Source organism: Enterococcus sp. DIV0755b (assembly GCF_051713765.1).
Taxonomy (GTDB): domain Bacteria; phylum Bacillota; class Bacilli; order Lactobacillales; family Enterococcaceae; genus Enterococcus_C; species Enterococcus_C canintestini.
The window spans coordinates 2,307,315-2,332,605 of sequence record NZ_JBIOQN010000001.1 but is presented as its reverse complement, the minus strand read 5'-3'; the positions used below and the strand labels follow the sequence as shown (position 1 = coordinate 2,332,605).

General features: G+C 36.6%; 24 protein-coding genes and 1 tRNA gene. 20 read left to right on the top strand and 5 right to left on the bottom strand.

The genetic code is table 11. The annotated features are described in order from the left end of the window. Positions 1–19: 19 nt before the first annotated feature. The gene (locus tag IGI65_RS11215) at positions 20–1,378 is read right to left on the bottom strand and encodes an HD domain-containing protein (RefSeq protein WP_412256567.1); all 1,359 of its coding nucleotides are present in this window, start codon (positions 1,376–1,378) and stop codon (positions 20–22) included. A gap of 54 nt (positions 1,379–1,432) precedes the next feature. Further along, positions 1,433–2,239, bottom strand: coding sequence for a lipoate--protein ligase family protein (locus IGI65_RS11210; protein ID WP_412256566.1), 807 nt, complete (start codon positions 2,237–2,239; stop codon positions 1,433–1,435). 271 nt (positions 2,240–2,510) lie between these two features. Here IGI65_RS11210 and IGI65_RS11205 point away from each other — a divergent pair, with 271 nt between their 5' ends. The 4 genes from IGI65_RS11205 to IGI65_RS11190 all read left to right on the top strand — a co-directional run bounded on the left by IGI65_RS11205 (position 2,511) and on the right by IGI65_RS11190 (position 5,640). Next, positions 2,511–2,945: a DUF1934 domain-containing protein gene (locus IGI65_RS11205; protein WP_438774188.1), complete on the top strand. Its 435-nt coding sequence runs from the start codon at positions 2,511–2,513 to the stop codon at positions 2,943–2,945. A 75-nt stretch (positions 2,946–3,020) separates the two neighbouring features. Then, positions 3,021–3,632: a DNA-directed RNA polymerase subunit delta gene (gene rpoE, locus IGI65_RS11200; RefSeq protein ID WP_071865477.1), complete on the top strand. Its 612-nt coding sequence runs from the start codon at positions 3,021–3,023 to the stop codon at positions 3,630–3,632. Between the two features lie 179 nt (positions 3,633–3,811). Then, positions 3,812–4,339, top strand: a complete 528-nt coding sequence (locus IGI65_RS11195; RefSeq protein ID WP_412256565.1) for a hypothetical protein — start codon at positions 3,812–3,814, stop codon at positions 4,337–4,339. Then, on the top strand, positions 4,336–5,640 hold the full coding sequence (locus IGI65_RS11190; RefSeq protein ID WP_412256563.1) for a glycosyltransferase family 2 protein: 1,305 nt from the start codon (positions 4,336–4,338) through the stop codon (positions 5,638–5,640). The genes IGI65_RS11195 and IGI65_RS11190 overlap by 4 nt, the downstream gene beginning before the upstream one ends. 80 nt (positions 5,641–5,720) lie before the next feature. Here the strand turns inward: IGI65_RS11190 and rpoN are convergent, their stop codons facing one another. After that, a complete protein-coding gene (gene rpoN, locus IGI65_RS11185) occupies positions 5,721–7,043 on the bottom strand; it encodes an RNA polymerase factor sigma-54 (protein ID WP_412256560.1) in 1,323 nt (440 codons plus the stop codon). 52 nt (positions 7,044–7,095) lie between these two features. Between rpoN and IGI65_RS11180 the strand changes: the two genes are divergently transcribed. From IGI65_RS11180 to IGI65_RS11150, 7 genes are all read left to right on the top strand, one after another. After that, positions 7,096–7,167: transfer RNA gene (locus IGI65_RS11180), tRNA-Arg, on the top strand. A 537-nt stretch (positions 7,168–7,704) separates the two neighbouring features. After that, on the top strand, positions 7,705–8,742 hold the full coding sequence (locus IGI65_RS11175) for a sugar-binding transcriptional regulator (protein ID WP_412256558.1): 1,038 nt from the start codon (positions 7,705–7,707) through the stop codon (positions 8,740–8,742). Positions 8,743–8,780: 38 nt separating this feature from the next. Further along, positions 8,781–9,782, top strand: a complete 1,002-nt coding sequence (gap, locus tag IGI65_RS11170; protein ID WP_071865481.1) for a type I glyceraldehyde-3-phosphate dehydrogenase — start codon at positions 8,781–8,783, stop codon at positions 9,780–9,782. A gap of 103 nt (positions 9,783–9,885) precedes the next feature. Then, entirely contained in the window at positions 9,886–11,076 is a 1,191-nt protein-coding gene (locus IGI65_RS11165) for a phosphoglycerate kinase (protein ID WP_071865482.1), read from the top strand. Positions 11,077–11,130: 54 nt separating this feature from the next. After that, positions 11,131–11,886, top strand: coding sequence for a triose-phosphate isomerase (gene tpiA, locus IGI65_RS11160; protein ID WP_071865483.1), 756 nt, complete (start codon positions 11,131–11,133; stop codon positions 11,884–11,886). Positions 11,887–12,003: 117 nt separating this feature from the next. Next, a complete protein-coding gene (gene eno / locus IGI65_RS11155; protein WP_071865484.1) occupies positions 12,004–13,308 on the top strand; it encodes a phosphopyruvate hydratase in 1,305 nt (434 codons plus the stop codon). Between the two features lie 397 nt (positions 13,309–13,705). Continuing rightward, positions 13,706–13,906: a hypothetical protein gene (locus IGI65_RS11150; protein WP_412256555.1), complete on the top strand. Its 201-nt coding sequence runs from the start codon at positions 13,706–13,708 to the stop codon at positions 13,904–13,906. Positions 13,907–14,048: 142 nt separating this feature from the next. Here IGI65_RS11150 and IGI65_RS11145 read toward each other — a convergent pair whose 3' ends face one another. Both IGI65_RS11145 and IGI65_RS11140 read right to left on the bottom strand, forming a co-directional pair. Beyond that, positions 14,049–15,248: an MFS transporter gene (locus IGI65_RS11145; protein ID WP_412256554.1), complete on the bottom strand. Its 1,200-nt coding sequence runs from the start codon at positions 15,246–15,248 to the stop codon at positions 14,049–14,051. Positions 15,249–15,364: 116 nt separating this feature from the next. Beyond that, on the bottom strand, positions 15,365–15,847 hold the full coding sequence (locus IGI65_RS11140) for a MarR family transcriptional regulator (protein WP_412256553.1): 483 nt from the start codon (positions 15,845–15,847) through the stop codon (positions 15,365–15,367). 206 nt (positions 15,848–16,053) lie between these two features. Between IGI65_RS11140 and IGI65_RS11135 the strand changes: the two genes are divergently transcribed. From IGI65_RS11135 to IGI65_RS11095, 9 genes are all read left to right on the top strand, one after another. Then, a complete protein-coding gene (locus IGI65_RS11135) occupies positions 16,054–17,001 on the top strand; it encodes an ABC transporter permease (protein ID WP_412256551.1) in 948 nt (315 codons plus the stop codon). Then, complete coding sequence (locus IGI65_RS11130) at positions 16,998–17,951, top strand: iron chelate uptake ABC transporter family permease subunit (RefSeq protein ID WP_412256549.1); 954 nt, start codon at positions 16,998–17,000, stop codon at positions 17,949–17,951. Before IGI65_RS11135 ends, IGI65_RS11130 begins: the two co-directional genes overlap by 4 nt. Further along, positions 17,948–18,721, top strand: coding sequence for an iron ABC transporter ATP-binding protein (locus IGI65_RS11125; RefSeq protein ID WP_412256547.1), 774 nt, complete (start codon positions 17,948–17,950; stop codon positions 18,719–18,721). Before IGI65_RS11130 ends, IGI65_RS11125 begins: the two co-directional genes overlap by 4 nt. A gap of 31 nt (positions 18,722–18,752) precedes the next feature. Continuing rightward, positions 18,753–19,694 (top strand): siderophore ABC transporter substrate-binding protein, encoded by a 942-nt coding sequence (locus IGI65_RS11120; RefSeq protein WP_412256545.1) that lies wholly within the window; start codon positions 18,753–18,755, stop codon positions 19,692–19,694. Positions 19,695–19,954: 260 nt separating this feature from the next. Next, positions 19,955–20,350 (top strand): GntR family transcriptional regulator, encoded by a 396-nt coding sequence (locus IGI65_RS11115; protein ID WP_071865616.1) that lies wholly within the window; start codon positions 19,955–19,957, stop codon positions 20,348–20,350. 81 nt (positions 20,351–20,431) lie between these two features. Beyond that, a complete protein-coding gene (locus tag IGI65_RS11110; RefSeq protein ID WP_438774186.1) occupies positions 20,432–21,760 on the top strand; it encodes a PH domain-containing protein in 1,329 nt (442 codons plus the stop codon). A 262-nt stretch (positions 21,761–22,022) separates the two neighbouring features. After that, positions 22,023–22,148 (top strand): methanol dehydrogenase, encoded by a 126-nt coding sequence (locus IGI65_RS11105; RefSeq protein ID WP_071865618.1) that lies wholly within the window; start codon positions 22,023–22,025, stop codon positions 22,146–22,148. Between the two features lie 48 nt (positions 22,149–22,196). Next, positions 22,197–23,891 (top strand): oleate hydratase, encoded by a 1,695-nt coding sequence (locus tag IGI65_RS11100; protein ID WP_412256540.1) that lies wholly within the window; start codon positions 22,197–22,199, stop codon positions 23,889–23,891. 296 nt (positions 23,892–24,187) lie between these two features. After that, positions 24,188–25,201, top strand: coding sequence for a branched-chain amino acid aminotransferase (locus IGI65_RS11095; RefSeq protein WP_412256538.1), 1,014 nt, complete (start codon positions 24,188–24,190; stop codon positions 25,199–25,201). Positions 25,202–25,291 lie beyond the last annotated feature (90 nt).

Below are 25,291 nucleotides of genomic sequence, written 5' to 3'. Positions count from 1 at the left end.
GGAGTTAAATTTAATGCAGTTATTCTACTAATTCACCATTTTTAATATGGCGGGCAAATTCAGCATAGGTTTCGCTAAATAAATCATAATTATCTTGTAAAGTACGATCGACCATCTCTTTTGGAAAGTAATAGCGATGATCGCCAGTTTTTTGGCCGGCTAAGGCGGCAACAAGTTGACTGACTTTTGAAAGTTCGACTAAGGTGCCATCTTTTTGTTGCAATTCGATTTGGGTACGATGGACACCAGATTTTGGCCGGTAAAAATCATAAGGCAAATCATAGCTGGAATTGATGGCGGTATAGTACTTGGGATTGTAGCCGACTTCTTCGACTAATTTACATAGTTTTTCAATTAAAGCAGTTTGATTTTCTTTAAATTTTGCCGATTTTAATGGTTTTCGCGATAACCAGCGATTAGCTAAGTCACTTAAAATCGCATCGTCTTCATCCACCCACTGAATAAAATAAGTGATTAAAACACCATCATCAAGCTTCAGATAATCGGCTAAAGTAAAGTCTTCTTTTAAAAAGGGAATTAATAGTTGTGAGTGTTGTTGGAACATATCTGAATTTTCGTTATAAAGTTCATGGGCACGATTTAATAGATGTTCCAATAAGACTTCCATACTCCGGGAAACTTGGTGGAAATAGACTTGGACATACATTTGATAACGACTAACAATGTAATCTTCCACCGCATGCATCCCATTCATCGAAAAAGCAATACCACCTTCATAAGGACGAATGACCCGCAAGATACGAGTTAAATCAAAGGTGCCGTATTCAGTGCCGGTAAAATAAGCATCCCGTAACAAATAATCCATTCGATCGGCATCAATTTGACTAGAAATCATCTGGACAACTTGGGGATTGGGATAGTCATGGGTAATGACACTGGCAACTTTTTCAGGAAAACCAGCTGCGACTTTATTTAAAATTTGATAAACCTCAGTTTCAGGCGAGGTGATAATTTCAACTGTGATTTTTTCGTGATCAGTATGAAAGATATGTTCAAAAGTATGAGAAAAAGGCCCGTGGCCGACATCGTGTAATAATGCAGCGCATAATGCGACAAGCCGTTCATTGTCATCCCAACCACCAGCGCCAATTTTTGAAACCGAAAAATTTCGTTCAAAAATATCACAAATGCGACGGGTAATCTCATAAACGCCTAAAGAATGAGAAAAACGGCTGTGTTCAGCTCCGTGAAAGGTAAATGAAGAGGTCCCTAGCTGTTTTACGCGTCTTAGCCGTTGCACTTCTTTTGAGTTGATTAAATCTAAAATTACTTGGTGTTGAACGTGAATATAGTTATGAACAGGATCGCGAAAAACTTTTTCAATTGGCAATTTTTGATCCTTATATAAAGTCATCATCGTGTTCCTCCTTTTGGTTGATGAATTTTTAAGTTACAAGCTACATTTGAATAGCTAGATTGTATCAAGAATTTGATTGCGGGTAATCATGTGACTGAGTTTGTCTTTATAAGTAGCAAGTCGATCTGCTTCATTCAGCCAATCACGACTATTAATAGAACTGATTGTATCATTTGTAAGCGCACTAAAGGCGTTTACAAAGCGTTTCTTTGTTTCTGCAATGGAAACTTCTTCTCCCATGACCGCAGTCACAGTGGTCATACTGGTGGGGTTTACCGGCGGATAGCCATCTTGGCCAAATTTTTCTGATAAACTTGTTAAATAGAAATCTCTCACAACTTCCCCGCGGGTAAGTTGCGAGCCAGTAACGCTTAAGTACATCATAATAGCGATTCCTGCTTTAATTTTTCGTTGGGCAATACCAGCGATTTTTTTTCCGTTACAACTTAAGTCATAACTTCCCGGACAATAAGAATCAAAAACTTCACCAGGCGTAATAATAAGTTCGGGAAAAGCTAGTTTAGTTAAGTGATACATCATTTCATAAGCAGAACTTGTGGTATGTTCACCTTGGGGAATTAAAAGCGAAATATTTAATATACCCGCGTCACTTATAACGCCCAAGCCACCGGCACTGCGCACTACTGGCGGATAACCTGCTTTTTGCAAGTGAGCTACTCCTTGTTTTAGGTTTAAAACACGAGTATCTTTCATACCTAAAATCATTGTGTTTTCCAGTTGCCAAAAATGCAGCAGCGGCTGTTTGGCTTGACTGACCGCTTCTATTAAGACATCGGTTAAGGCAAAAGGCAAAAGAGCCTGTTGATTGGCATAAATCGGTTGATCTAAACTTAAATTCATAACTTAACTCCTAAATATCTGGTTTTGTTGTCATCTAAAAAAAGTGCTAAAAGTAGGAGACTTTTGTGACAAACTTTTAATCGCAGAAAAAATATTCCACTTTTCTTTCATTATATACGAAAAAGACTTGAAAAAATAACAGAAGGCCTCAAAATAGACGCAATGTTTGACAAAAGAGGCAAAACTGTGAAGAATGAAACTAAAGGTGAAAAGTATCGTGGCTTTTTAAAATACTTTTTTACAATGATTGTGGGAAGTGGAGGATACAACAATGGATTTAAAGAATGGCGTACCGGTTTCAATCCATCTGAAAACAAAAGTAAAGCAACATCATGAAGTACAAGATTTTAGTTTTGATTTGCCGGGACAACTGGTGACAATTGGGGATAAACTGTATATTCGCTATCAAGAAGTACAAGAAAATGGGGAAAAAATTCCTGTTATTATTAAGATTATGCCAGATGGGACCGTGCAATTGACACGTTCAGGGGAAATGCGGTTGCGTTTAAAATTTGATTATAAGAAAAAATTAGAAACTAGCTATACGACGCCTTATGGGGTAATGTACTTTGGCACATTTACACGAAATCTACACATTAGTTTAAAAGATCGCCCAACCTCTGGGACTATTTTTATTGACTATGACTTGTACATGGCAGACGAACGAGTTGAAGAATATCAAATTAGCTTAGATTTCACAGCATAATTTTGCGAAATAAATTGATTTTTTCAAAACATTTTTGTATGATAAAGCGTAGACTGCGAAAGGACGTGTCCTATTTTGGAAATTACAGTATTTGAAGGGGCAAACAAAAACGAGTTGTCCATGATCGAAGTGGCTCATGCGATTTTAGAGCAAAAGGGCGACGTAATGGAGTTTTCAGATTTAGTAAACCAAATTCAAACCTATTTGGGTAAATCTGACAGCGAAATTCGTGATTCATTGGCCCAATTTTATACCGATTTAAACATTGACGGCAGCTTTATCTCATTAGGTGAGAATCGTTGGGGCTTGCGTTCATGGTATGCAATTGATTCAATTGACGAAGAATTGTCTCATGGTCTTGATGAAGACGAAGAAGACACACCACGCAAACGTAAACGTAAAAAGGTTAATGCCTTTATTAACGACGATGAAGATGCTATCGACTATAACGATGATGATCCAGAAGACGCTGATCCAGAAGATGAGGAAGACGACAAAGAATTGTATGACGATGATGATGAAGATGATGAAGAAATCTCAGCTTACAACAGCGACTTACAAGAAATTGGCGCCGACGATAATTCTGATGACGAAGAAGAAGTCCCTGGAAACATCGAAGAAGATCTAACCATTATCGATGATGACGATGATTTAGATGACTTTGATGACGATGATGAAGACGAGTAATAAAATTAGCAAAAAGAAAAATTTATTTTAAAGCACTCCACAAAAGTTAGACCAAAACGCTAACTTTTGTGGAGTGCTATTTTTATAGCAAAAGGAATAATTTTTAATTTTAACAAAACCCGTTTAATTTGCAAATTTTTATTACATACGAAATACTAAAATGAAAGGGAGGTATGCTTGTGAAAGAAAAAAAAGAAGAATTGAAGTCAGAAACAGCAGCTAAAAAAGACGAAAATACGGTTTTTGAGGACAAATTTTTTGAAAAAGGTCACTTTTGGCTAAAATTACGTACAATCATTCTGACAATAATTGCTTGGCTTGGAGTCGTGATTCCTATGTATTGGACTGTAACCTCTACATTGTTACGACATTATAAAAATGTAAAACCGGTTTGGTACTACCAAGAAGGTATTGACACGTTTTACTTTTTATTAAAAGTCTTTGTGCTATTTTTTATTGCCGCTACAATTTTTACTGTGCTGATGACATTGCGGAGTAATCGGCGTATAAAAGATAAGTACAGCCAGGAATTTACTTATGACTTTAATGCAATGCTAAGAAAAAGACATGCTTTAGAGGAGTTTTATACGAAACGTTTTGGGCCAATTGAAAAACGCGTTGTCCAAAAGACTTATTCTATACCACCAGAAAAAAATATTACAAAAGAGGAATTAGCTACAGCCTTAAAAGAGGAGGAAAATAAATGAAACTCCTACAAACTGGTAATACATATCTCGATTTTGTATTAAATGTGATCTTATTTATTCTCTTTACCTACCCAATTTTAGGTGCATTTATGTGGTTTATTGGGGTGGTGAGTTACCGCTTTTTATTTCGCTATCAGAAACTAGATTTTAAAGAGATTACCCCTTTTGATCAGCCCTGTGTTTCCATTATGGTTCCAGCTCACAATGAAGAAGTTGTAATTGAAAAAACGTTACATTATTTACTTCATGAATTAAATTATTCAAATTATGAAGTATTAGTAGTAGACGACGGCTCAACGGACAAAACACCTCAGATTCTAGCCGACTTAGCAGCACAAGAAGAGCGTTTACGGGTAATCACGATTGAAAAAAATAAAGGAAAAGCCCACGCTTTTGATATTGGTTTTGCTTTTTCTAATGGTGAATTTATTTTAAGTAATGATGCGGATACAATTCCTGAGCCTGATGCACTGGGCAAATATATCAATTATTTTAAGACCTCAAACGATGATAATATTGGTGCGGTTACTGGTAACATGGACGTTTTAAATCGTTCAAAAATTATTGAAAAAGCACAAACCGTAGAATTTTCAAGTATTGTTGGGGTAATTAAGCGTAGCCAACAAGGAACATTAAATACAATGTATGCTTTTAGTGGTGCTAACACGATGTATCGGAAAACAGCGCTGTTAGATGCAGGATTATTTCGCCAAGATCGTGCTACAGAAGACATCAGTATTGCTTGGGATGAGCAACTCTTAGGCTGGGTACCGGTTTTTGCGCCGGATATTATGTTTTATATGATGGTGCCAGATACACTTTCAATGCTTTACCGCCAACGTAAGCGCTGGGCAAAAGGTGGTACTGAAGTCTGGTTGACTAATTTTCCTAAAATCGCCTTACATCCGATTAAACATTTTAATCAGTTGGTGATGTTCATCGATCAAACCTTAAGTATTCTCTGGTCACTTTTCTTTTGGTTCTCAAGTTTGATTTTTGTTATAACCTTATTGTATTTTCTTGTAACTCAAAACTATGAACGGATTTTTCATATGTTTGCGATGGCTTTTATCTTTGTTAACTTCCAAATGGTAGCAGGCTTTTTACAACTTGGCGCTGCCTTATTTATCGATGACAATGGTAGAAAATTGCGTTACTTTATTTTTGCACCATTTTATATGCTTCTGTATTGGATGATGAACGCGTTAACAATTTTAACGACATTAATTCCTGCCATCAAAACAATTATGGGATATGGTAGTGGGACGTGGGTGAGTCCGGAAAGAAAACCAAACGAATAAAAAATGTAAAAGCCCCTGCGCATGAGATTTTCTTAAAAGAAAATCTAAATGCATAGGGGCTCTTTTAATAAGACGTGAGGCTAGTCAAAGCGTTTGCGTTTACTAGAGCTGGGGATTTTTAAAGCGTCGCGATACTTAGCGACTGTACGGCGGGAAATTTCAATTCCTTCAGCTTTTAGTAAATCGACTAATTTTTGATCAGATAATGGTTTATTTTTATCTTCTTCTGCGACTAGGGTTTGTAAACGAGTCTTCACATTATCAGTAGACAAATCTTCGCCACTTTCATTTTGAATGCCAACTTTTTGGCTAAAGAAGTGTTTTAATTCAAAGATGCCAAAATCCGTTTCTAAATATTTTCCATTCACGGCTCGACTGACAGTAGACTCGTGAATATCTAATTCTTCGGCGATATCTTTTAAAATTAAAGGCTTGATTGGGCGCTGTTCATCTAAGAAAAACGCTTGTTGGTGGGTAATAATTGCTTGTCCTACCCGTAAAATCGTATCGCCACGCTGTTGGACCATCTTTTTTAGTGATTCGAAATCTTGTTTCTTTTCATTTAAATACTTTTTAGTCTCATCATCGGCTTTTTTAGTCATCTGGTCAAAATAGCTTTGCTGAAAGTGCATCTCTGGCATGCCCCGACGATTGCTGGAGATCTTGATTTTACCATTGGCATTCACTTTAACAGTTAAATCGGGAATAATATAAAGGCCATCTGTTGTACCAAAGCTAGCACCAGGAGTGGGGGTTAGCGTTTGAATATAGTCAAATACTTCTTGCACTTCACTGATTGGGATTATTAGTTTTTTAGCTAATTCAGGCCATTTACGATTGACCAATTCTTCAAAGTGTTCTTCTAAAATAAGATATGCTAAATTAGGCGCAGTATCATCCCGCTCTGTTTGTAACATTAAGCATTCTTGTAAATTACGAGCCCCGACGCCTGCTGGATCTAATTGTTGTAGTAAAGTCAATGCATCTAAGACTTGAATTTTTGTAGCTTGCATTTTATTTGCCACTTCTGCTAAATCAATCGTCAAAAAACCGTTTAAATCAATGTATTCGATTAAAAATAAAACAATATCCCGTAAAAAAGTATCACGATAATTCAAATGAACTTGATCGAGTAAATACTCAAATAATGAAATTCGATCATCGGGGATTTGACTTAAATAATTTAATTCTTCGCCACTAGAAGAACGAGGTTTTGAATAAGTTAGCGCATAATTTGCTTCTGAAACTTCAATTAATGGATTTTCCATCGCTTGTGTTTCAACAAATTCAGCTAATTCATCAATTGAAAATTGTAAAACTTGAATCGATTGCTGTAACGACTGCGTCATAGCAAGCTTTTGCGATTGTTTTTGTTTTTGTGAAAAACTTTGTTGAAATTTCATGTATTTTCCTCTTGATTTTATTCTGATTATTAGCTAAACTAACATGTGTTCGGCGCTCTTAGTGTAGTGGATATCACGTAAGATTCCGGTTCTTGAGACAGGGGTTCGATTCCCTTAGAGCGCGTCACTGACATCTTCTAGCTAAGAAGATGTCTTTTTTTATGGTAAAAGGACCATCTTATTTGATAAAAAATGAAACAGAACTACAAAAGGCTTTGGTGTCAGCGCTATAAATGAATTTGCGTTGGTAATAAGCGAAAAGAATCATTCTGCTTTTCTGTTGGGAGAAAAAACGCTCTCACAACCACTGAGTTATTTTAACATGATTTTTAAAGGAAATGAATATTTCGGAAATGATTCTTATTATTTTTCCTAAGATCAATTATACTATTGCACAAATTAGTTGTGTTTTTTTTATTTTAATTAGGTTGTGCAAGATATCACTTAGCGTCAAATCAATTAGTAAAGCGATTTTACTGAAAAGAAGTGAATTTAGCGGGATTTTTTCTTCGCGTTTTAGTTGCACATTCGCCATGAAAATGGTACTATTACTTCCGTAAGGTTAATGGATTTTGACCTACAGGAAATTTTTTTTGGTCTTGATGGGTCGAAATAGGTCTACGATGGACGAAAAGCGTCCACCGTTAAAAGGAGAGTAATCATGCTTGATGACTTAAAATTGATCGAAGCAGTTGCTCCTGATATCCTCCATGTTTTGCAAGAACGGTATAAGATTTTGCGCAACATTTATTGGATGCAGCCTATTGGTCGCCGTAATTTAGCAGATAGTTTAAATATGACCGAACGGGTTTTACGAACTGAAACCGATCTATTAAAACGATTGGCGTTAATTGATGTCACCAAAAGTGGGATGAGTTTAACTAAAACTGGTGAAAAAGTTTTTACTGATTTAGGCAAAGTCATGGATCAATTATTTGGTATGCATCAATTGGAAAAGCAGTTGGCCAATTATTTTGGCATTACACGTTGCGTCATTTCTGCAGGAGATAGCGATCGTCAAGAAAAAGTCGTGAAAAACTTTGGTGAAAGTCTAAATGAATCTTTGGATTTACTTTTACCAGAAGGCAAAAATATTATCGCAGTTATGGGTGGGACAACGATGGCCCAAGTTGCGGAATGTTTGACAAACCTTGAAAGTGACGAACGACATAACCTTTTTGTTCCAGCCAGAGGTGGTATTGGAGAAGCTCTGACTGTACAAGCCAACTCAGTTTCTGCTATGATGGCTATGAGGTCTAATGGGGAACATCGGGCATTATATGTCCCAGAGCAACTCAGTTCAGATACGTATCGTTCGTTGATGAAAGAGCCTTCGATTCTGGAGGTCTTAAACTTGATAAGCCATGCCAACTGTGTTATTCATAGTATTGGACGGGCACTGCATATGGCGGCTAGACGCAAGATGAGTGAAAAAGAAATCTTGATGTTAAAAAAAGCCAATGCAGTTGCAGAATCATTTGGCTATTTCTTTGATGAAACTGGCAAAGTGGTTTATAAAGTCCCGCGTATTGGTTTACAATTAAAAGATTTACAAAAGGTGCCAATTATTTTGGCTATTGCTGGTGGCAAAAGTAAAGCCAAAGCAATTAATGCCTATATGCAAAATGCACCAAAACAAACGTGGCTTCTAACCGATGAAGCTGCTGCTAATGAGATTTTAAAAGGGGTAACCCTTTAAAATAAAAAACCTGATTTTCATAAGGAGGAAATCGCAATATGACAGTTAAAGTAGGTATCAATGGTTTTGGACGTATCGGTCGTTTAGCATTCCGTCGTATCCAAGATGTAGAAGGAATTGAAGTTGTTGCAATCAATGACTTGACAGATGCTAAAATGTTAGCTCATTTATTAAAATACGATACAACTCAAGGACGTTTCAACGGTTCTGTTGAAGTAAACGACGGTTCTTTCACTGTAAACGGTAAAGAAGTTAAAGTTTTATCTAACCGTAACCCTGAAGAATTACCTTGGGGCGACCTAGGCGTAGATATCGTGTTGGAATCAACAGGTTTCTTCACTTCTAAAGAAAAAGCTGAATTACACTTAAAAGGTGGCGCTAAACGCGTTATTATTACAGCTCCTGGTGGAAACGACGTACCAACAATCGTTTATAACGTTAACCATGAAACATTAACTGGTAAAGAAACAGTTATCTCTGGTGCTTCTTGTACTACTAACTGTTTAGCTCCTATGGCTAAAACTTTAAATGACAAATTTGGTGTTGTTGAAGGTTTAATGACAACTATCCACGCTTACACTGGCGACCAAATGACTTTAGATGGACCACACCCTAAAGGCGACTTCCGTCGTGCGCGTGCTGCTGCTGAAAACATCGTTCCTAACACAACTGGTGCTGCTAAAGCTATCGGCTTAGTAATCCCAGAATTGAACGGTAAATTAGACGGCGCTGCACAACGTGTTCCAATCGCAACTGGTTCATTAACTGAATTAGTAACAGTTCTTGACAAAGAAGTTACTGCTGATGAAGTAAATGCAGCGATGAAAGAAGCATCTAACGAATCTTATGGTTACAACACTGACGAAATCGTATCTTCTGATATTGTTGGTATGACTTACGGTTCATTATTTGACGAAACTCAAACTAAAGTATTGACAGTTGGTGGCAAACAATTAGTTAAAACTGTTGCTTGGTATGACAACGAAATGTCTTACACTGCACAATTAGTTCGTACTTTAGAATACTTCGCTAAATTATAAGATCTGCGCCTTTGCGTAATCTAATGTAGTACTTTTTAAAGCGGGGAAGCGACGCGCTTCTCCGCTTTTTTTATGAAATAAATTTAGGAGGCAAATTTTAAAGATGGCTAAAAAAACAATCGAAGACATTCAATTAAAAGATAAAAAAGTTTTAGTCCGTGTTGACTTTAACGTTCCTTTAAAAGATGGTGTAATCGGAGATGATACTCGTATCAAAGCTGCATTACCAACAATCAAATACGTTATCGACAACGGCGGTAAAGCAATTTTATTCTCTCACTTAGGTCGTGTGAAAACACAAGAAGATAAAGAAGGTAAATCTTTAGCTCCAGTTGCAAAACGCTTAGGTGAATTATTAGGTAAAGATGTAACATTTGTACCTGAAACACGCGGTAAAGAATTAGAAGACGCAATTGCAAATATGCAAGATGGCGATGTATTAGTATTTGAAAACACTCGTTTTGAAGACATCGACGGCAAAAAAGAAAGCGGCAATGACGCTGAATTAGGTAAATATTGGGCTTCTTTAGGTGATGTATTTGTAAACGATGCATTCGGTACTGCTCACCGTGCTCATGCTTCTAACGTAGGGATTGCTTCAACTGGTATCCCAACTGTTGCTGGCTTCTTAATGGAAAAAGAAATCAAATTCATCGGTGAAGCTGTTGAAAATCCTAAACGTCCAATGGTTGCTATCCTTGGTGGCGCAAAAGTATCAGATAAAATTGGCGTAATTGAAAACTTGATTCCAAAAGCTGACAAAATTTTGATCGGCGGCGGTATGACATATACTTTCTACGCAGCTAAAGGCATGAAAATTGGTAAATCATTAGTTGAAACAGACAAAATCGACTTAGCAAAAAGCTTAATCGAAAAAGCTGGCGACAAATTAGTCTTACCAATTGACAATATCTGTGCAGCAGAATTTTCAAATGATGTCCCAACACAAACAGTTGAAGGAGAAATTGAAGGCGACGTAATGGCATTAGACATTGGTCCTGCTTCAATCGCTTTGTTTGCTGAAACATTAGCAGGTGCAAAAACTGTTGTTTGGAACGGACCTATGGGTGTTTTTGAAATGTCTAACTTCGCTAATGGTACAATTGGTGTATGTGAAGCTATCGCAAACCTTGAAGATGCAACAACAATCATCGGTGGTGGGGACTCTGCAGCGGCTGCGGAACAATTAGGCTTTGCAGACAAATTTACTCACATCTCAACTGGTGGCGGTGCTTCTTTAGAATTATTAGAAGGTAAAACATTACCAGGTTTAGCTGCCATTAACGATAAATAATTTAAAACGTAATAGGAATATTACTGTTTAATTTAAAAAGAGGAGTTGCACAAAATGCGTAAACCAATTATCGCGGGTAACTGGAAAATGAATAAAACATTATCAGAAGCACAAAGCTTTGCAGAAGCAGTGAAATCAGCTGTTCCTTCAAAAGATGTTGTAGATTCTGTGATTGGTTCACCAGCATTATTTTTAGCACCATTAGCTTGGAGCTTAAAAGATTCTGATGTTCAATTATCTGCTCAAAACTGCTACTGGGAAAACGAAGGAGCATTCACTGGTGAAAACTCACCAGCTGCTATTGCAGACCTTGGCGTCCAATATGTGATTATTGGTCACTCTGAACGTCGTGAATATTTCCATGAAACAGACGAAGAAATCAATAAAAAAGCCAAAGCAATTTTTGCTAACGGTATGACACCAATCTTGTGCTGTGGTGAATCTTTAGAAACTTATGAAGCAGGAAAAACTGCTGAATGGATCGAAGGACAAATCACTGCCGGTTTAGCCGATTTATCTGCTGAACAAGTTTCAAGCATGGTAATTGCTTATGAACCAATCTGGGCAATCGGTACTGGTAAATCTGCTGATGCCAACATCGCAGACGAAATCTGTGGCGTGGTACGTCAAACTGTTGCAAAATTATACGGTTCAGAAGTAGCTGATAAAGTACGTATTCAATACGGCGGTTCAGTTAAACCTGAAAACATTGCAGAATATATGGCAAAAGAAAACGTTGACGGCGCATTAGTCGGTGGCGCAAGCTTACAAGCTGATTCATTCTTAGCCTTATTAGATGCAGTTAAGTAATCTAACAACAACATTAAAAAGCTGAGTTTTGATTTGCAGAAATGCACAAAATTCACTAAAATTGTGGATGAAGGGTTTTAACCCTTTTGAAATACAAATCAAAGGAGAGAGACAAACATGTCAATTATTACTGATGTTTACGCACGCGAAGTCCTTGATTCACGTGGTAACCCAACAATCGAAGTAGAAGTATACACAGAATCAGGTGCTTTTGGTCGCGGTATGGTTCCTTCAGGTGCTTCAACTGGTGAATACGAAGCCGTTGAATTACGTGATGGCGACAAATCTCGTTACGGCGGCAAAGGCGTTCAAAAAGCCGTAGACAACGTAAACAACATTATTGCAGAAGCTATCATTGGCTACGATGTTCGTGACCAAATGGCGATCGACAAAGCAATGATCGAATTAGACGGAACTCCTAACAAAGGTAAATTAGGTGCCAACGCAATTTTAGGCGTTTCAATCGCTGTTGCTCGTGCAGCTGCTGACTACTTGGAAGTACCTTTATACCACTACTTAGGCGGTTTCAATACTAAAGTGTTGCCAACTCCTATGATGAACATCATCAATGGTGGTTCTCACTCAGATGCGCCAATCGCATTCCAAGAATTCATGATCTTGCCTGTAGGTGCTCCTACATTTAAAGAAGGCTTGCGTATGGGTGCTGAAGTATTCCACGCATTGAAATCTATCTTATCAGAACGCGGCTTAGAAACTTCAGTCGGTGATGAAGGTGGTTTCGCACCTCGTTTTGAAGGTACTGAAGATGCTGTTGAAACAATCGTTAAAGCAGTTGAAAAAGCTGGCTACAAAATCGGCGACGATGTACGCTTAGGTTTTGACTGTGCAGCTTCTGAATTCTACGAAAACGGTGTTTACGACTATTCTAAATTCGAAGGTGAAGGCGGAGCAAAACGTACTTCTGAAGAACAAGTAGCTTACTTGAAAGAATTAGTTGAAAAATATCCATTCATCATCACTATTGAAGATGGTATGGACGAAAACGACTGGGATGGCTGGGAAAAATTAACAGCTGAACTAGGCGATAAAGTTCAATTAGTAGGTGACGATTTATTCGTTACAAATACTGAAAAATTATCTGAAGGTATCGAACGTAACGTTGGTAACTCAATCCTTATCAAAGTTAACCAAATCGGTACATTAACAGAAACATTCAACGCTATTGAAATGGCTAAAGAAGCTGGTTACACAGCAGTTGTTTCTCACCGTTCTGGTGAAACAGAAGATTCAACAATCTCTGATATCGCTGTTGCAACAAACGCTGGCCAAATCAAAACTGGTTCTCTTTCACGTACTGACCGGATTGCTAAATACAACCAATTATTACGTATCGAAGACCAATTAGGCGAAGTTGCTGAATACAAAGGCGTTAACGCATTCTACAACTTGAAAAACAAATAATCACTGAATTGTTTGAAGACTCCAGACTTATGTCTGGGGTCTTTTTTAGTATGAAAAGAGGGATAATATCCTTTTCACCAGAAGTGCAGCTAATTAAACGATTGACTTTTTATCTTATCAATAGAATAATTTAATTTGTAATGAGTAAAGGAAATGTTAGTGGATATAAAAAGGCGATTATTATTTTTCTATTTCTGTGGTTTACGTATTAATGAAATTAATACCTCAGGAGGTTACGGTAGTTTTATTTCATTTAGTAAGGAAATAAATATTTGGCTATCTTATTGTTAATTTTATCGCTTATGTAGTTAATTCTAACTTTTAACAATAAGGAAATTTCATTCATTGAGGTGGTGTGGTCACTTATTTTCATTGAATTAAGCAAGGGGGAGTAATTATGACGGAAAAAAATGCTCAAACTGAAGCAAATAAACGTTGGCAGGAAAAGAATAAAGAACGTGCAAAATATTTAAGAAATCGTAGTACATCAAGATCCTTCATCCGAAATCAAGCTACTTTAGAAGATCTTGAAGAGCTTAAACAGCTAATGTTAATACGTAAAGATGCTGTGATAGAAATGGACAGTTTCAAGAAATAAGAAGGAATTTCATTAAATTGCTACTTAAATTTTTTTCAAAATTTCGGCTTGTTTAATAAGAAGTGGTTTCTGAAATACCATTTATTTGTAAAAAAGTAGGTGTGACAAGATCTTGTCACACCTACTTTTTTACGTTCTTTTTTCAGCGAGAATGAATTTCTAATTGTTTCAAGGAGAAAAGTGCGCATAAAATAAAAATTATACCTGAAAGAGCGAGGCTTAAAGGTGTGAGCCGATAAAGTTGACCAATTAGTAAAGGGCCAATAATTCGGGCTAATGATTGAATACTTTGAGCACCTCCTTGAACTTGCCCTTGGCTGCTTTCAGCTGTCATTTTTGATAAAAGTCCATTAAAAGCAGGCCCAAAAATGGCATCACCGAGACTAAAAAGTATCATTCCGCCAACAAATATACTAGAAGCATGAGTAAGATAAGCAGTTCCAATAAAAAAATACCCCAAAACTTCAGCAATCATTCCTAAAGAAATAATTTTTTGATCCGAAAAATGCTGCAAAAGAAAAGGCATAATTAAACTTTGCGAAAAAATATCTAAAATACCCATCATAGCAAATATTAAGCCGATTAAGGCTGGTTTCCAAGCAAATGTATCGATTGAAAATTGTGAAAAAATTGCTTGTAGACCGCCATTTGGTAACCAAAGTAAAAATCCAGTGAACAAAATACGATTGATAACAGGTAGCGTTAAAATTTTAGTTAACTGTCTGATGGGAGATAAGTGGTGCCACGACATATTGTGATTTCTTTGGTTCAGGGGTAAAGTTTCTGGCATAAAAATGAAGCCATAACCGGCATTTAATAAGCAAATGATAGCGCCAATAAAAAATGGTACGCTATTACCAAAAGTGGCTAAAACACCGCCGATAACCGGACCAAGAGCTGTCCCAATACCTACAGTTGCACTAATCCAACCAAAATATTGTGTTCTTTTTTGTGAAGGAGTAATGTCAGCGAAGTAAGCAAAAATCGCTGCGATTTCCCCACCGGTCAGTCCATCGATAATCCGACCTAAAAATAAACACCAAAGTGAACCGCCAATGCCAAAAATGAGGTAGCCAAGAGCTGCTCCTAGTAAACTAATAAGCAAGACTGGCCGTCTGCCAAAATGATCACTTAATGCACCCAAAACAGGGGCAGCAAAAAATAGTGCTGCAGCATAAGCGGCTGCTAAAAATGTTATGATTGTTGCTTGTTGACTTGGCATAACATAAGGGGCCACTAAAAAAGGCACGACTGGATTGACAATTGTTAATCCTACTCCTGTTAAAAAGACTGAGATAAATCCAAAAATTAAAGCGTGTTTGTTTGTATTAGTACGATTCATAAAAAAGCCTCCAATGTTTTTGTTTCTTCGTTAACAAAAATGAGTGTAAGACTTTTATGTTTCCTTGTCAACAAAAAATGCTCAGCTAGAAAAATATTCTAACTGAGCATTTTTAATCAATTATTATTTTTAGAGCCTGATTTTGTATTAGCGGGCCGAACGACTTTTTTTAGATGTTGCCGATATCGTCCGATAAAACGGAAAATTGTGTCAAATTCTTCCTCGGTCATATTGGTAAAAACTTCTTGATCACGATTTGCAAAACTTTGATGCAACGCTTGGTGAATTTGATTGACTTGTTCACCTTGACTCGTTAGGCGAAAATAAATTTCTTTTTTGTTTGTTGGTAGTTGATAACTTTCAATCAAATTTTTTTCTGTTAGCTTTTTAGTAAGTTTGCTAATAGCACCACGGGTCATGTAAGTAGCAGCAGCAAGTTTAGTGACATTGGGTTCAGGAATTAAGCCAATTTTTTCAATTAAGTCAATTTCGTTTAACTTATAACCGTTTAGTGCTTGTTCCATTTTAGGTCGATTAAGCCATACTAATTCATTTGTTAAATCCATTAGCTGACTCATTAACAATTGTTGTCGTTTCAAAATTGTCCACCTCACAAAAATTTATTCTGGCGTTAGTATAGCATGTTTTGTTGCATCGGCAACATTTTTAGTTTTTTTAGTATTTTAAAAAAAGATAGCTGAAAACGATAAAAAAACAGCAAAATACTATTGTCATTTTACTTATTTTTGCGTATAGTTAATTGAAAGTGAGAATCATTATCAATTAGATAGTTAGGAATATGCTTGTGAAAAAATTAGGAATCTTTTTACTTGTCATTTTATTTTTTCTTTCCATTTTTAGTGGTGTAGGAAAGATGAGTTTGACAGGTTTACTACAAGGGACAAAAAGTCAGTGGCTTCTAATGGAAGAAACAAGATTACCCCGTAGTGTAAGTATAATATTGGCGGGAAGCATGTTAAGTATCTGTGGTTTAGTCATGCAAAAAGTACTACAAAATCGTTTTGTTTCGACTAGTTCGATTGGTATGATGGATTCTGCTCGTTTAGGAATCTTGTTAGTAATGTTATTTATGCCTAATAGTAGTATTTGGCAGCGCTCTTTGGTCGCTTTTATTTTTAGCTATGCTGGTGTTTTAGCCTTTCTCTTTTTAACACGATTACTACCAAAAAATAACCCTCTAATCGTCCCGTTAACCGGTATGATGTTTGGCAATATTATCGGGGCGGTCGCCAATTTTTTTGGTTATCAATTTCAGTTAGTACAAAATATGTCTTCTTGGTTGCAAGGTAATTTTGCAACGGTTATGAAAGAAGATTATCGCTTAATTTATTTAACCATTCCGGTATTTATTATTATTTTTTTACTATTGCAACAAATTATGGTGTTAAGTTTAGGTGATGATTTAGCGCAAAATTTGGGCGTGAATGTCAAAGGAATGCAGTTTGTCATTTTAGGTTTAGTCGCACTAGGTTCAAGTGTGGTATTAATCATGGTAGGAAGTGTACCATTTCTAGGAATTGTTGTCCCCAATCTGGTAACCTGGTATTTTGGTGATCATTTGAATCATTCTTTAGCATTTACTGGTATTTGGGGGGCAAACTTTTTATTGATTTGTGATTTACTTGCCCGCAACCTCATTAGGCCCTATGAATTACCTGTAAGCGTAGTGGTGGGTGTTATTGGCGGTATTATCTTTTTGCTGCTAATTGTGAGGAGGCGCAATTTTACATGAAAAAAGATAGTCACAAAATTTTAGCATTGGCGTTATGTGCGGGTTTATTTTTAGTCCTCTATCTTAGTTATGGTACTTATGGAAATTGGTCTTTTGCCTTTTCTTTGCGGGGCAAAAAAATCGTTGCTTTTATTTTAGTCGCTATTTTGTCGACAGTTAGCACGATTAGTTTTCAAACGCTAACGCAAAATAAGTTTTTAACTCCTGGCATTTTAGGAATCGATCAGCTATACGTGACAGTGCAAACGCTTTTGTTTTTTCTTGTTGGTGGTGTAGGCGTCTTAGCAGAAAAGTCTATCGCTTTGTTTTTATTAAATATTACCTTAATGGCAGGGCTTAGCGTACTTTTTATCACCTTCTTTTTAGGTAAATCTGGTAAAGATTTATTTACACTTTTAATGGTGGGAATGATTGCTTCTAGTTTATTTGGTAGCATCAGTACTTTTTTACAAGTTCTAATGGATCCAAACGAATATGATTTATTACAAGGTAGGCTTTTTGCCAGTTTCAGCAATGTTTTAGGCAATCATTTATTACTTAGTGCCGGTTTACTTTTGTTGATTGTTAGTTTTTTCTGGTACTTTTCACCGGAATTAGATGCGTTAAGATTAGGGGTTGATTTGGCTGTTAATCTTGGCATTTCAGTAGCGCGATTGCAAAAGATAATGCTATTTCTAATCGCTGCTGCAATCGGAGTTGCAACTGCTTTAGTAGGGCCAACTATCTTTTTAGGTTTTATTATTGCAACTATCAGCTATGAAGTTTTTCCAAAAGCGAATCATCGGCAACTTTTTGTGGGAGCGAGTCTAATTGCAATTATTTTTTTAATTGGCGGACAATTTTTATTAGAACAAGTATTTGGCTTGAACACCACAATTAGTATTTTAATTCAATTTATCGGTGGCCTATTTTTTATTGCCAAATTAGTTATAGAAAGGAAAAAGGCATGATTGAGCTAAAAGAAGTAAGTAAAAAGTATCAACAAAAAATCGTATTAGATAAAATTGGATTGCAGTTACCTAAAGGCGAATTGATTGCATTTATTGGTCCCAATGGTGCTGGTAAGAGTACGTTATTGAGTATCATGAGTCGTCTACAACAAGATTTTTCTGGTGAACTTTTTATTGATAATGGCGAAATTCGCACTTGGCACTCCAAAGAATTGGCTAAGCGTTTAGCCATTTTGAAACAGAATAATCAAGTGCAAGCCCGTCTAACGGTAGCTGAATTAGTCGCTTTTGGGCGTTTTCCTTATACACGAGGAAAATTAAATGAAACAGATCAACAAATCATCTCAGATGCATTAAAAGCAATGGCTCTAAGTGATTTAGCTGAAAATGAATTGCAAAATTTATCTGGCGGACAATTACAACGAGCCTATATTGCGATGATTTTAGCGCAAGATACCGAATATATATTGTTAGATGAACCGTTAAATAATTTGGATATGAATCATGCCAATCAGATGATGCGTTTATTAAAAAAATTAGTCAAAGAAACTGGGAAAACGATCTTCTTAGTAATTCACGATATTAATTTTGCAGCGGCTTTTGCCGATACTATCGTGGCGATGAAAGATGGAGCCATCTTCAAAAAAGGACCGGTGGAAGAAGTTATCACATCAGCAGTTTTGGGCGAGCTTTATGAGATGGACGTACGCGTTTGTGAGTTAATGGGTAAACGAGTTTGTATGTATTTTGATACAGATACTAGCGTTTAGACGCTTATCAATAATTTTTTAGGAGGATATGATGAAAAAAACAGTTTTTATGCTAACAGCAGTAGCGCTAATGATTTTAGCGGGTTGCAGTAATAGTGCTGCTAAAACAGATGGATCAAAAGATAGCCAAGCGCAAACAAAAAGTGAGGTAACCATTCAAGATGCTAACGGAGAAATAACGGTACCAAAAGCACCGGAAAAAGTAGTGGTTTTTGATAATAGTGCCTTAGATACAATGAACGTTTTAGGTGTAGGCGATAAAGTAGTAGGAGCGGCTACGAATAATTTACCTGACTTTTTAAAAGCTTATCAAAAGGTGGAGTCAGCCGGGGGAATTAAAGAGCCTGATTTAGAAAAAATTAATGCGCTGAAACCAGATTTGATTATTATTTCTGGACGTCAACGGGATTTTCAAGAAGATTTGGCGAAAATTGCGCCAACGGTTTTCTTTTCTACGGATAACAAAGACACTTGGAAATCAATTCAAAACCAAGTCAATGCCATTGCTAAAATTTTTGGCAAAGAAGATAAAGCCAAAAAGGAAATTGCAGCTTTACAAGAACAGATTGAAGCCACTAAGAAAAAAGCGGCTGATAGTGGTACGGCATTAGTGCTATTAGCCAATGAAGGTAGTATTTCAGCTTATGGCAAAGGATCACGTTTTGGTATTGTTCACGATACTTTTGGCTTTAAAGAAGCCGACGACACAATTAAAGCTTCTACCCACGGTCAAAATGTTTCTTATGAATACGTGTTAGAAAAAAATCCAGCCATCATTTTTGTAGTGGATCGTACTAAAGCAATTGGTGGCGATGACAGCCAAAATAATGTGGCGAATAATGCGTTAGTGAAACAAACCACTGCTGGTAAAAATCAAAAAGTGATTTCTTTAGACCCTAGTGTTTGGTATTTAGCCGGTTCAGGGCTGGAATCAGTTAAAATTATGATTGAAGATGTTAATCAAGCTTTTTAAAAAATAAAAGTCATTTTTATTATTCTGAAGCCCCGTAACAGTTTACTTTTAAGTGAACTGTTACGGGGCTTTTTTGTCAGATAGAAGATTGTGTAATCTTCAATTGAAGTGTGTGGATCAAGATTTCGACGAGTATTTGAAAATTAAGCTGTCCGTTTAGCTTTTTTTGCCCAATAGTTGCGTAAATCAGATAGTTGTTTCGTGATTATTGCTATAATGAAATTTTTGTATTATACTTTATGATACAAAGAGGTGAGAGTATGTTATTAGAGATTAATACACGTTCTGAAATTCCTATTTATCAGCAATTAAGTGAACAGATTATTATGGGAATTGCGACGGGGGAATTAGCAATTGGAGAAAGCTTACCGACAGTCCGACAATTAGCGGATGAATTAGGGGTCAATACGATGACGATTTCAAAATCATACAATCAATTAAAAGAAGCTGGTTATTTAATTACTGATCGTAGAAAAGGTTCCATCGTTACAACCCCAGACGCATATGAAGAAATAGATAAAAATGATTTAAAAAAACGATTGGCACAATTATTAGCCGAAGCGAAAATTCATCAATTCAAAGAAGCGGAATTAACTGCTTTTATTGATAAAACTTGGTCTGGTTTTGCAGAATTTAAAAAGGATGAAACTTCGTAACTAAGCCAATGATAAAGGAAGAAGGAATAAAAATGCTCGTAGTAATTTTAGTTGGAGTTCTGATTTTTTTGTAACGTTATCATGGCCTTTTCATTGGGACTGGCCGCTACACCACATAAAAATGTTGTTTTAGAAAATACATTGCCTAGTGAGGCTTTACTTCATCCTGAGGTAAAAGCTTTAACTAAAAAGTATCGTCTGAGCTTATGGAAAATTGCACTTGTTTTTAGTCTTTTGAATTTTACGATGTTTTTTGTGCACTATGAGTCCATTTTAATGACTTTGTTTTGGCTGTTCCTCCTTATTCCAATGGGAGCTTGTTATGGAACAGAGATATTTTATATTCGTCAAATGGCTCAGTTAAAAGTAGATAAAGGCTGGTTGCTGCCTGTCACACCTGTATTGGTGGATACAAAATTGACCCTCACCAAAAATAAGAAAATGTTACATTTTGGTTATCTAATTCCCGCTTTACTTTTATCGCTTGTTTTAGCTTTCATTATGTTAAATAGTCAAAATGATGGGGCAGTAATTTTATCGCTGTCATTATTAGTTGGCTGGTTGATTGCTTTTGCATGTTGGTATGGTGTGAAACGATTACCGGTAGCAGCACCAACAAACGTGGAAAAATTGAATCGTCAATATAATGATTTAACAAAGCATGATTGGTCAGTAGTGGCCGTAGGAACTGCTTATGCTATTTTATTTGCTTTAGCCTTGCCATTTTTTGCCAGTCAATTAAGTGGAATTTGGGCGCAAGTTACGATTTGGTTTTTGCTGATTGTCGTTGTTGGCTTTAGTCTTTTTACAGTCTGGTATTTAATTCGCTTGCGTAAAAAACAAGACGCCCTTTTAAATCAAGTAACCGATTATCGCTATCAAGGTGAAGATCAATATTGGCGTTTTGGAGTTTATATTAATCCAAGTGATCACCGCTTGATGCTGCCAGATCGTATTGGTTTAAATATGACAATGAATTTAGGTCGCCCAATCGGTAAAGTTATTATGGGAGCAATCGGCTTATTAGTAGTAGGCGTGCTATTTGCCACCTTAATTCCAGTCTATATGATGGATTTTAATAAAGAACCTTTTTCGGCTGAATTAAAGAGTGAGGAATTGGTTTTGAAGGCTCCTTTTGCTACTACTAGTGAAATTAAACTAGACGATATTGAGCAAGTTGCATTGGTGAATAAACTTAAAAAGCCAGTGGAACGTACCAATGGTTATGGAGGAGAAAATTATAGTACCGGATATTATATGGTCGCTAATAAAAAAGCGACACTTTACTTGGATAATCGCGTCCAGCCATTTTTAAAGATAACTACTAAAAAACGTGATTACTATTTTACTTTTAAAGAAGAAGAAAAAACCAAACAGCTCTATCAAGATTTAACCCAACAATTGCCATAATAGCACCATGAAGCGCAGGCCAGTATTGGTTTGCGTTTTTTTATTTGGATTTTTTTGAAATAACTGTAAAAAAAGTTTCATCTTTTTTGAAAAGGAATACATCTGTGCATTTTTTTTAATTTAATTTCTAGACAGTGGTTAAAAATTGTCTAAAAAGAAAAGAAACGCAGTTGCTTATTTTTGCACAATCAATTGTTCCGGTCTATCCTTTATTTAGAAAGAAAAAACTGTTGGAAAGTTTTAGTGAAAGGAAGTGATCAAGATGAAAAAAGGATTCATTCGTTTTGGCATCGGCGTTGCCGTTTTATCACTTGGTATTGCCTATGTAGCAAAGAAAACTGGCTTTTTTGAAGACGATAGTCATTTATATGATGAATTTGAAGCATAACAATTGGCTTAGATCCAATTGCCGTGTTCCTAATTGGAGGGAATTACAATGAGAAAAAAGAAAGCGATTATGATTGGAGCTGGCTTAGCCAATATGGCCGCTGCCGTTTATTTGATTCAAGAAGGAAAATGGTCTGGCGATAAAATTACCTTCTATTCTTTAGATGACCATGGTTCAAATGATGGTTCACCGTTAAAAGATGCAACAGATGACTATTGGAATGAAAATCATCCCTTAGAAAATCAAAAAGGTTATATTGCTCGGGGGGGACGGATGCTAAATTACCGCACATATGTTGATTTAATGGATTTGTTAGAAAGAGTCCCCTCTGCCACAGAAGCAAATATGACAGCCGCAGAAGATACAAGAGATTTTGACGCAAAGCATCGTACTTTTGATAAGGCGCGCCTTTTACAAGGGGGCAAAGGAATTGTGGATGGCGGTCATTTAGGTTTTAGTAACAAAGATCGTCTCTTATTGACCAAACTAATCGCACTACCTGATTCTGAAGAAGAAAAACTTGATAATGTGACAATTGCTGACTATTTTAAAGATGATCCTGGTTTTTTTGAAACCAACTTTTGGTATATGTGGGAAACAACCTTTGCATTTCGGACGAAAAGTTCAGCGCAAGAACTACGGCGCTATATGCACGAAATGATTTATGAATTTACCCAAATTGAACATCTAGTTGGGGTAAATAGAACCCGTTATAATCAATATGAAAGCATCATGTTACCTTTAATTAATTATTTAAAAGAACAAGGCGTTAAAATTATGTTAAATCGACTCGTAACGGATTGGGAGTTTAAAGAAACACCAATGCAAGATGAAATTACAGTCACAGGTTTATCTATGACCAATACAAAAACAAACGAAGAAGAATTTGTCCCAGTCGATGAAGATACGGCAGTTATCTTTACTAATGGTTCTATAACAGATGCTGCTAGCTTAGGCGATTATAATACACCGGCACCGGAAAATATGGATTATGGGGCAGCAGCTAGTTTGTGGAAAAAAGCCGCCGAAAGATTTTATAATCTAGGCAATCCTGATAAGTTCTTTGCAGATCGTGATGCCAGTGAGTGGGTAAGCTTTACTTTAACAACTAATGATCATTTGTTACTAAATGAAATCACACGGATTACCACGCAAGAACCAGGCAATGCCTTAAATTCGTTCTTGTCTACGACACCGATTACGCCTTTGAATCAAGTTGATGTTAATATGTCGATTGTTGCTCATCACCAACCCCACTTTACGAGTCAAAAACCAAATGAAACGGTCATTTGGGGGTACTTCTTGTATCCACGCCGTAAAGGAGAGTTCGTTGATAAACAATACATTAAGATGACAGGTAAAGAGATGGCCCAAGAATTAATTGGTCAACTATCAAAAGTAGATCCTGGTCCGGTAAATATAAAAGAACATGAAGCTGAGATTTTAGACAGTATTATTAACAACATCCCAGTCTATATGCCTTATGCCTCTGCTTTATTTAATAATCGTGCAAAATCAGATCGTCCGAAAGTTATCCCTAAACACAGTACGAATCTAGCTTTTACCGGTGAATTTGTCGAACAACCGTATCAAATGGTCTTTACTGAACAAAGTGCAGTTCGTTCTGGTGAAATTGCTGCCTTCCATTTTGCAGGAATTCCGATGAGTCGGTTGGTTAAAACACCGCGGTATGATAAAGATTTACCAACCTTAATGCGGGCTGCTAAAAAAATGTTTGCTTAAAAATTATTTTTGGTTGAAATGAAAAATCGTTTTATAAATTTAGTTAAAAAAGGGAATTTGAGTCTATTGAGAGGCTCAAATTCTTTTTTTTATAGGAAAGACTGATGGATAAAGGGTATTTTCTGAGCAAATTAGTTAAACTCGTCAGCTTTTTATGGCGTAGTAATTGATTCCCAAATTATAAATTCGTCAGTTTCCCTTTAATTATTGAAATTTTCAAAAAATTCATGACAAATTTAAAAAATTGTTGTACCATAGCAAAAAGCACTGTCAGTAATAAAAAGGAGTGAAGTTACATGGAAATAAATTGGGCCGAACTAGGTTTTGATTATATGAAATTGCCTTATCGTTTTATTGCTCATTTTAAAAACGGAGCTTGGGATAGTGGACAATTGACAGAAGATGAGTTTTTGCACATTCACGAAGGATCCACCGCCTTACATTATGGTCAGCAATGTTTTGAAGGTTTAAAAGCTTACGGACGAAAAGATGGTAAGGTTAATTTATTTCGTCCAGATCAAAATAGTGCCCGCTTAAATCGTAGTGCACGGCGCTTATTGATGCCAGAAGTTCCAGAGGAGTTGTTTTTAACCGCAATTAAACAAGTCGTTTTAGCCAATCGCGAATTTGTGCCGCCTTACGGTACTGGGGCAACGCTATATCTTCGCCCTTTATTAATTGGGGTTGGACCAAATATTGGCGTTCATGCGGCTCCTGAGTATATTTTTACTGTCTTTTGTATGCCAGTAGGTGCTTATTTTAAAGGTGGCTTAACGCCGACTAATTTTATTGTTTCTGATTATGATCGCGCGGCACCAAAAGGAACGGGGGCTGCTAAGGTTGGGGGGAATTATGCGGCGAGTCTTTTACCTGGGGAAGAAGCGAAAGCCCGTAATTTTTCTGATTGTATCTACCTTGACCCAGAAACACATACTAAAATTGAAGAAGTCGGTTCCGCTAACTTCTTTGGTATCACGCAAGATGAGCAATTTGTGACGCCTAAGTCACCATCAATTTTGCCAAGTATCACCAAATACTCCTTACTATTTTTAGCAAAAGAACGCCTTGGACTAGAAACACTAGAAGAAGATGTGCCAATTAATAATCTAGCACGTTTTAAAGAAGCGGGGGCTTGTGGTACGGCAGCGGTTATTTCTCCTATTGGTGGTATTCAATACGAAGATAAATTTCATGTCTTTTATTCTGAGAGTGAAGTCGGACCGGTAACACAAAAATTATATGATGAGTTAACGGAAATTCAATTTGGCGACAAACCAGCTCCAACGGGTTGGATTATCACTGTGGATTAAATAAATAAAACAAGAGGTGCGACCAAAAACTGGTCGTACCCCTTGTTTTTTAGAATAACTGATGTTAAAGCAGTAGCTTCTTAAATAAGG

Coding starts and splice junctions, on each gene's coding strand:
- IGI65_RS11120 (WP_412256545.1), top strand. CDS start 18,753: ATGAAAAAAACAGTTTTTATGCTAACAGCAGTAGCGCTAATGATTTTA.
- IGI65_RS11210 (WP_412256566.1), bottom strand. CDS start 2,239: ATGAATTTAAGTTTAGATCAACCGATTTATGCCAATCAACAGGCTCTT.
- rpoN (WP_412256560.1), bottom strand. CDS start 7,043: ATGAAATTTCAACAAAGTTTTTCACAAAAACAAAAACAATCGCAAAAG.
- IGI65_RS11115 (WP_071865616.1), top strand. CDS start 19,955: ATGTTATTAGAGATTAATACACGTTCTGAAATTCCTATTTATCAGCAA.
- IGI65_RS11150 (WP_412256555.1), top strand. CDS start 13,706: ATGACGGAAAAAAATGCTCAAACTGAAGCAAATAAACGTTGGCAGGAA.
- gap (WP_071865481.1), top strand. CDS start 8,781: ATGACAGTTAAAGTAGGTATCAATGGTTTTGGACGTATCGGTCGTTTA.
- IGI65_RS11130 (WP_412256549.1), top strand. CDS start 16,998: ATGAAAAAAGATAGTCACAAAATTTTAGCATTGGCGTTATGTGCGGGT.
- IGI65_RS11145 (WP_412256554.1), bottom strand. CDS start 15,248: ATGAATCGTACTAATACAAACAAACACGCTTTAATTTTTGGATTTATC.
- IGI65_RS11110 (WP_438774186.1), top strand. CDS start 20,432: ATGGCCTTTTCATTGGGACTGGCCGCTACACCACATAAAAATGTTGTT.
- IGI65_RS11125 (WP_412256547.1), top strand. CDS start 17,948: ATGATTGAGCTAAAAGAAGTAAGTAAAAAGTATCAACAAAAAATCGTA.
- IGI65_RS11205 (WP_438774188.1), top strand. CDS start 2,511: ATGGATTTAAAGAATGGCGTACCGGTTTCAATCCATCTGAAAACAAAA.
- IGI65_RS11175 (WP_412256558.1), top strand. CDS start 7,705: ATGCTTGATGACTTAAAATTGATCGAAGCAGTTGCTCCTGATATCCTC.
- IGI65_RS11105 (WP_071865618.1), top strand. CDS start 22,023: ATGAAAAAAGGATTCATTCGTTTTGGCATCGGCGTTGCCGTTTTATCA.
- IGI65_RS11100 (WP_412256540.1), top strand. CDS start 22,197: ATGAGAAAAAAGAAAGCGATTATGATTGGAGCTGGCTTAGCCAATATG.
- IGI65_RS11095 (WP_412256538.1), top strand. CDS start 24,188: ATGGAAATAAATTGGGCCGAACTAGGTTTTGATTATATGAAATTGCCT.
- IGI65_RS11190 (WP_412256563.1), top strand. CDS start 4,336: ATGAAACTCCTACAAACTGGTAATACATATCTCGATTTTGTATTAAAT.
- eno (WP_071865484.1), top strand. CDS start 12,004: ATGTCAATTATTACTGATGTTTACGCACGCGAAGTCCTTGATTCACGT.
- IGI65_RS11215 (WP_412256567.1), bottom strand. CDS start 1,378: ATGATGACTTTATATAAGGATCAAAAATTGCCAATTGAAAAAGTTTTT.
- IGI65_RS11165 (WP_071865482.1), top strand. CDS start 9,886: ATGGCTAAAAAAACAATCGAAGACATTCAATTAAAAGATAAAAAAGTT.
- tpiA (WP_071865483.1), top strand. CDS start 11,131: ATGCGTAAACCAATTATCGCGGGTAACTGGAAAATGAATAAAACATTA.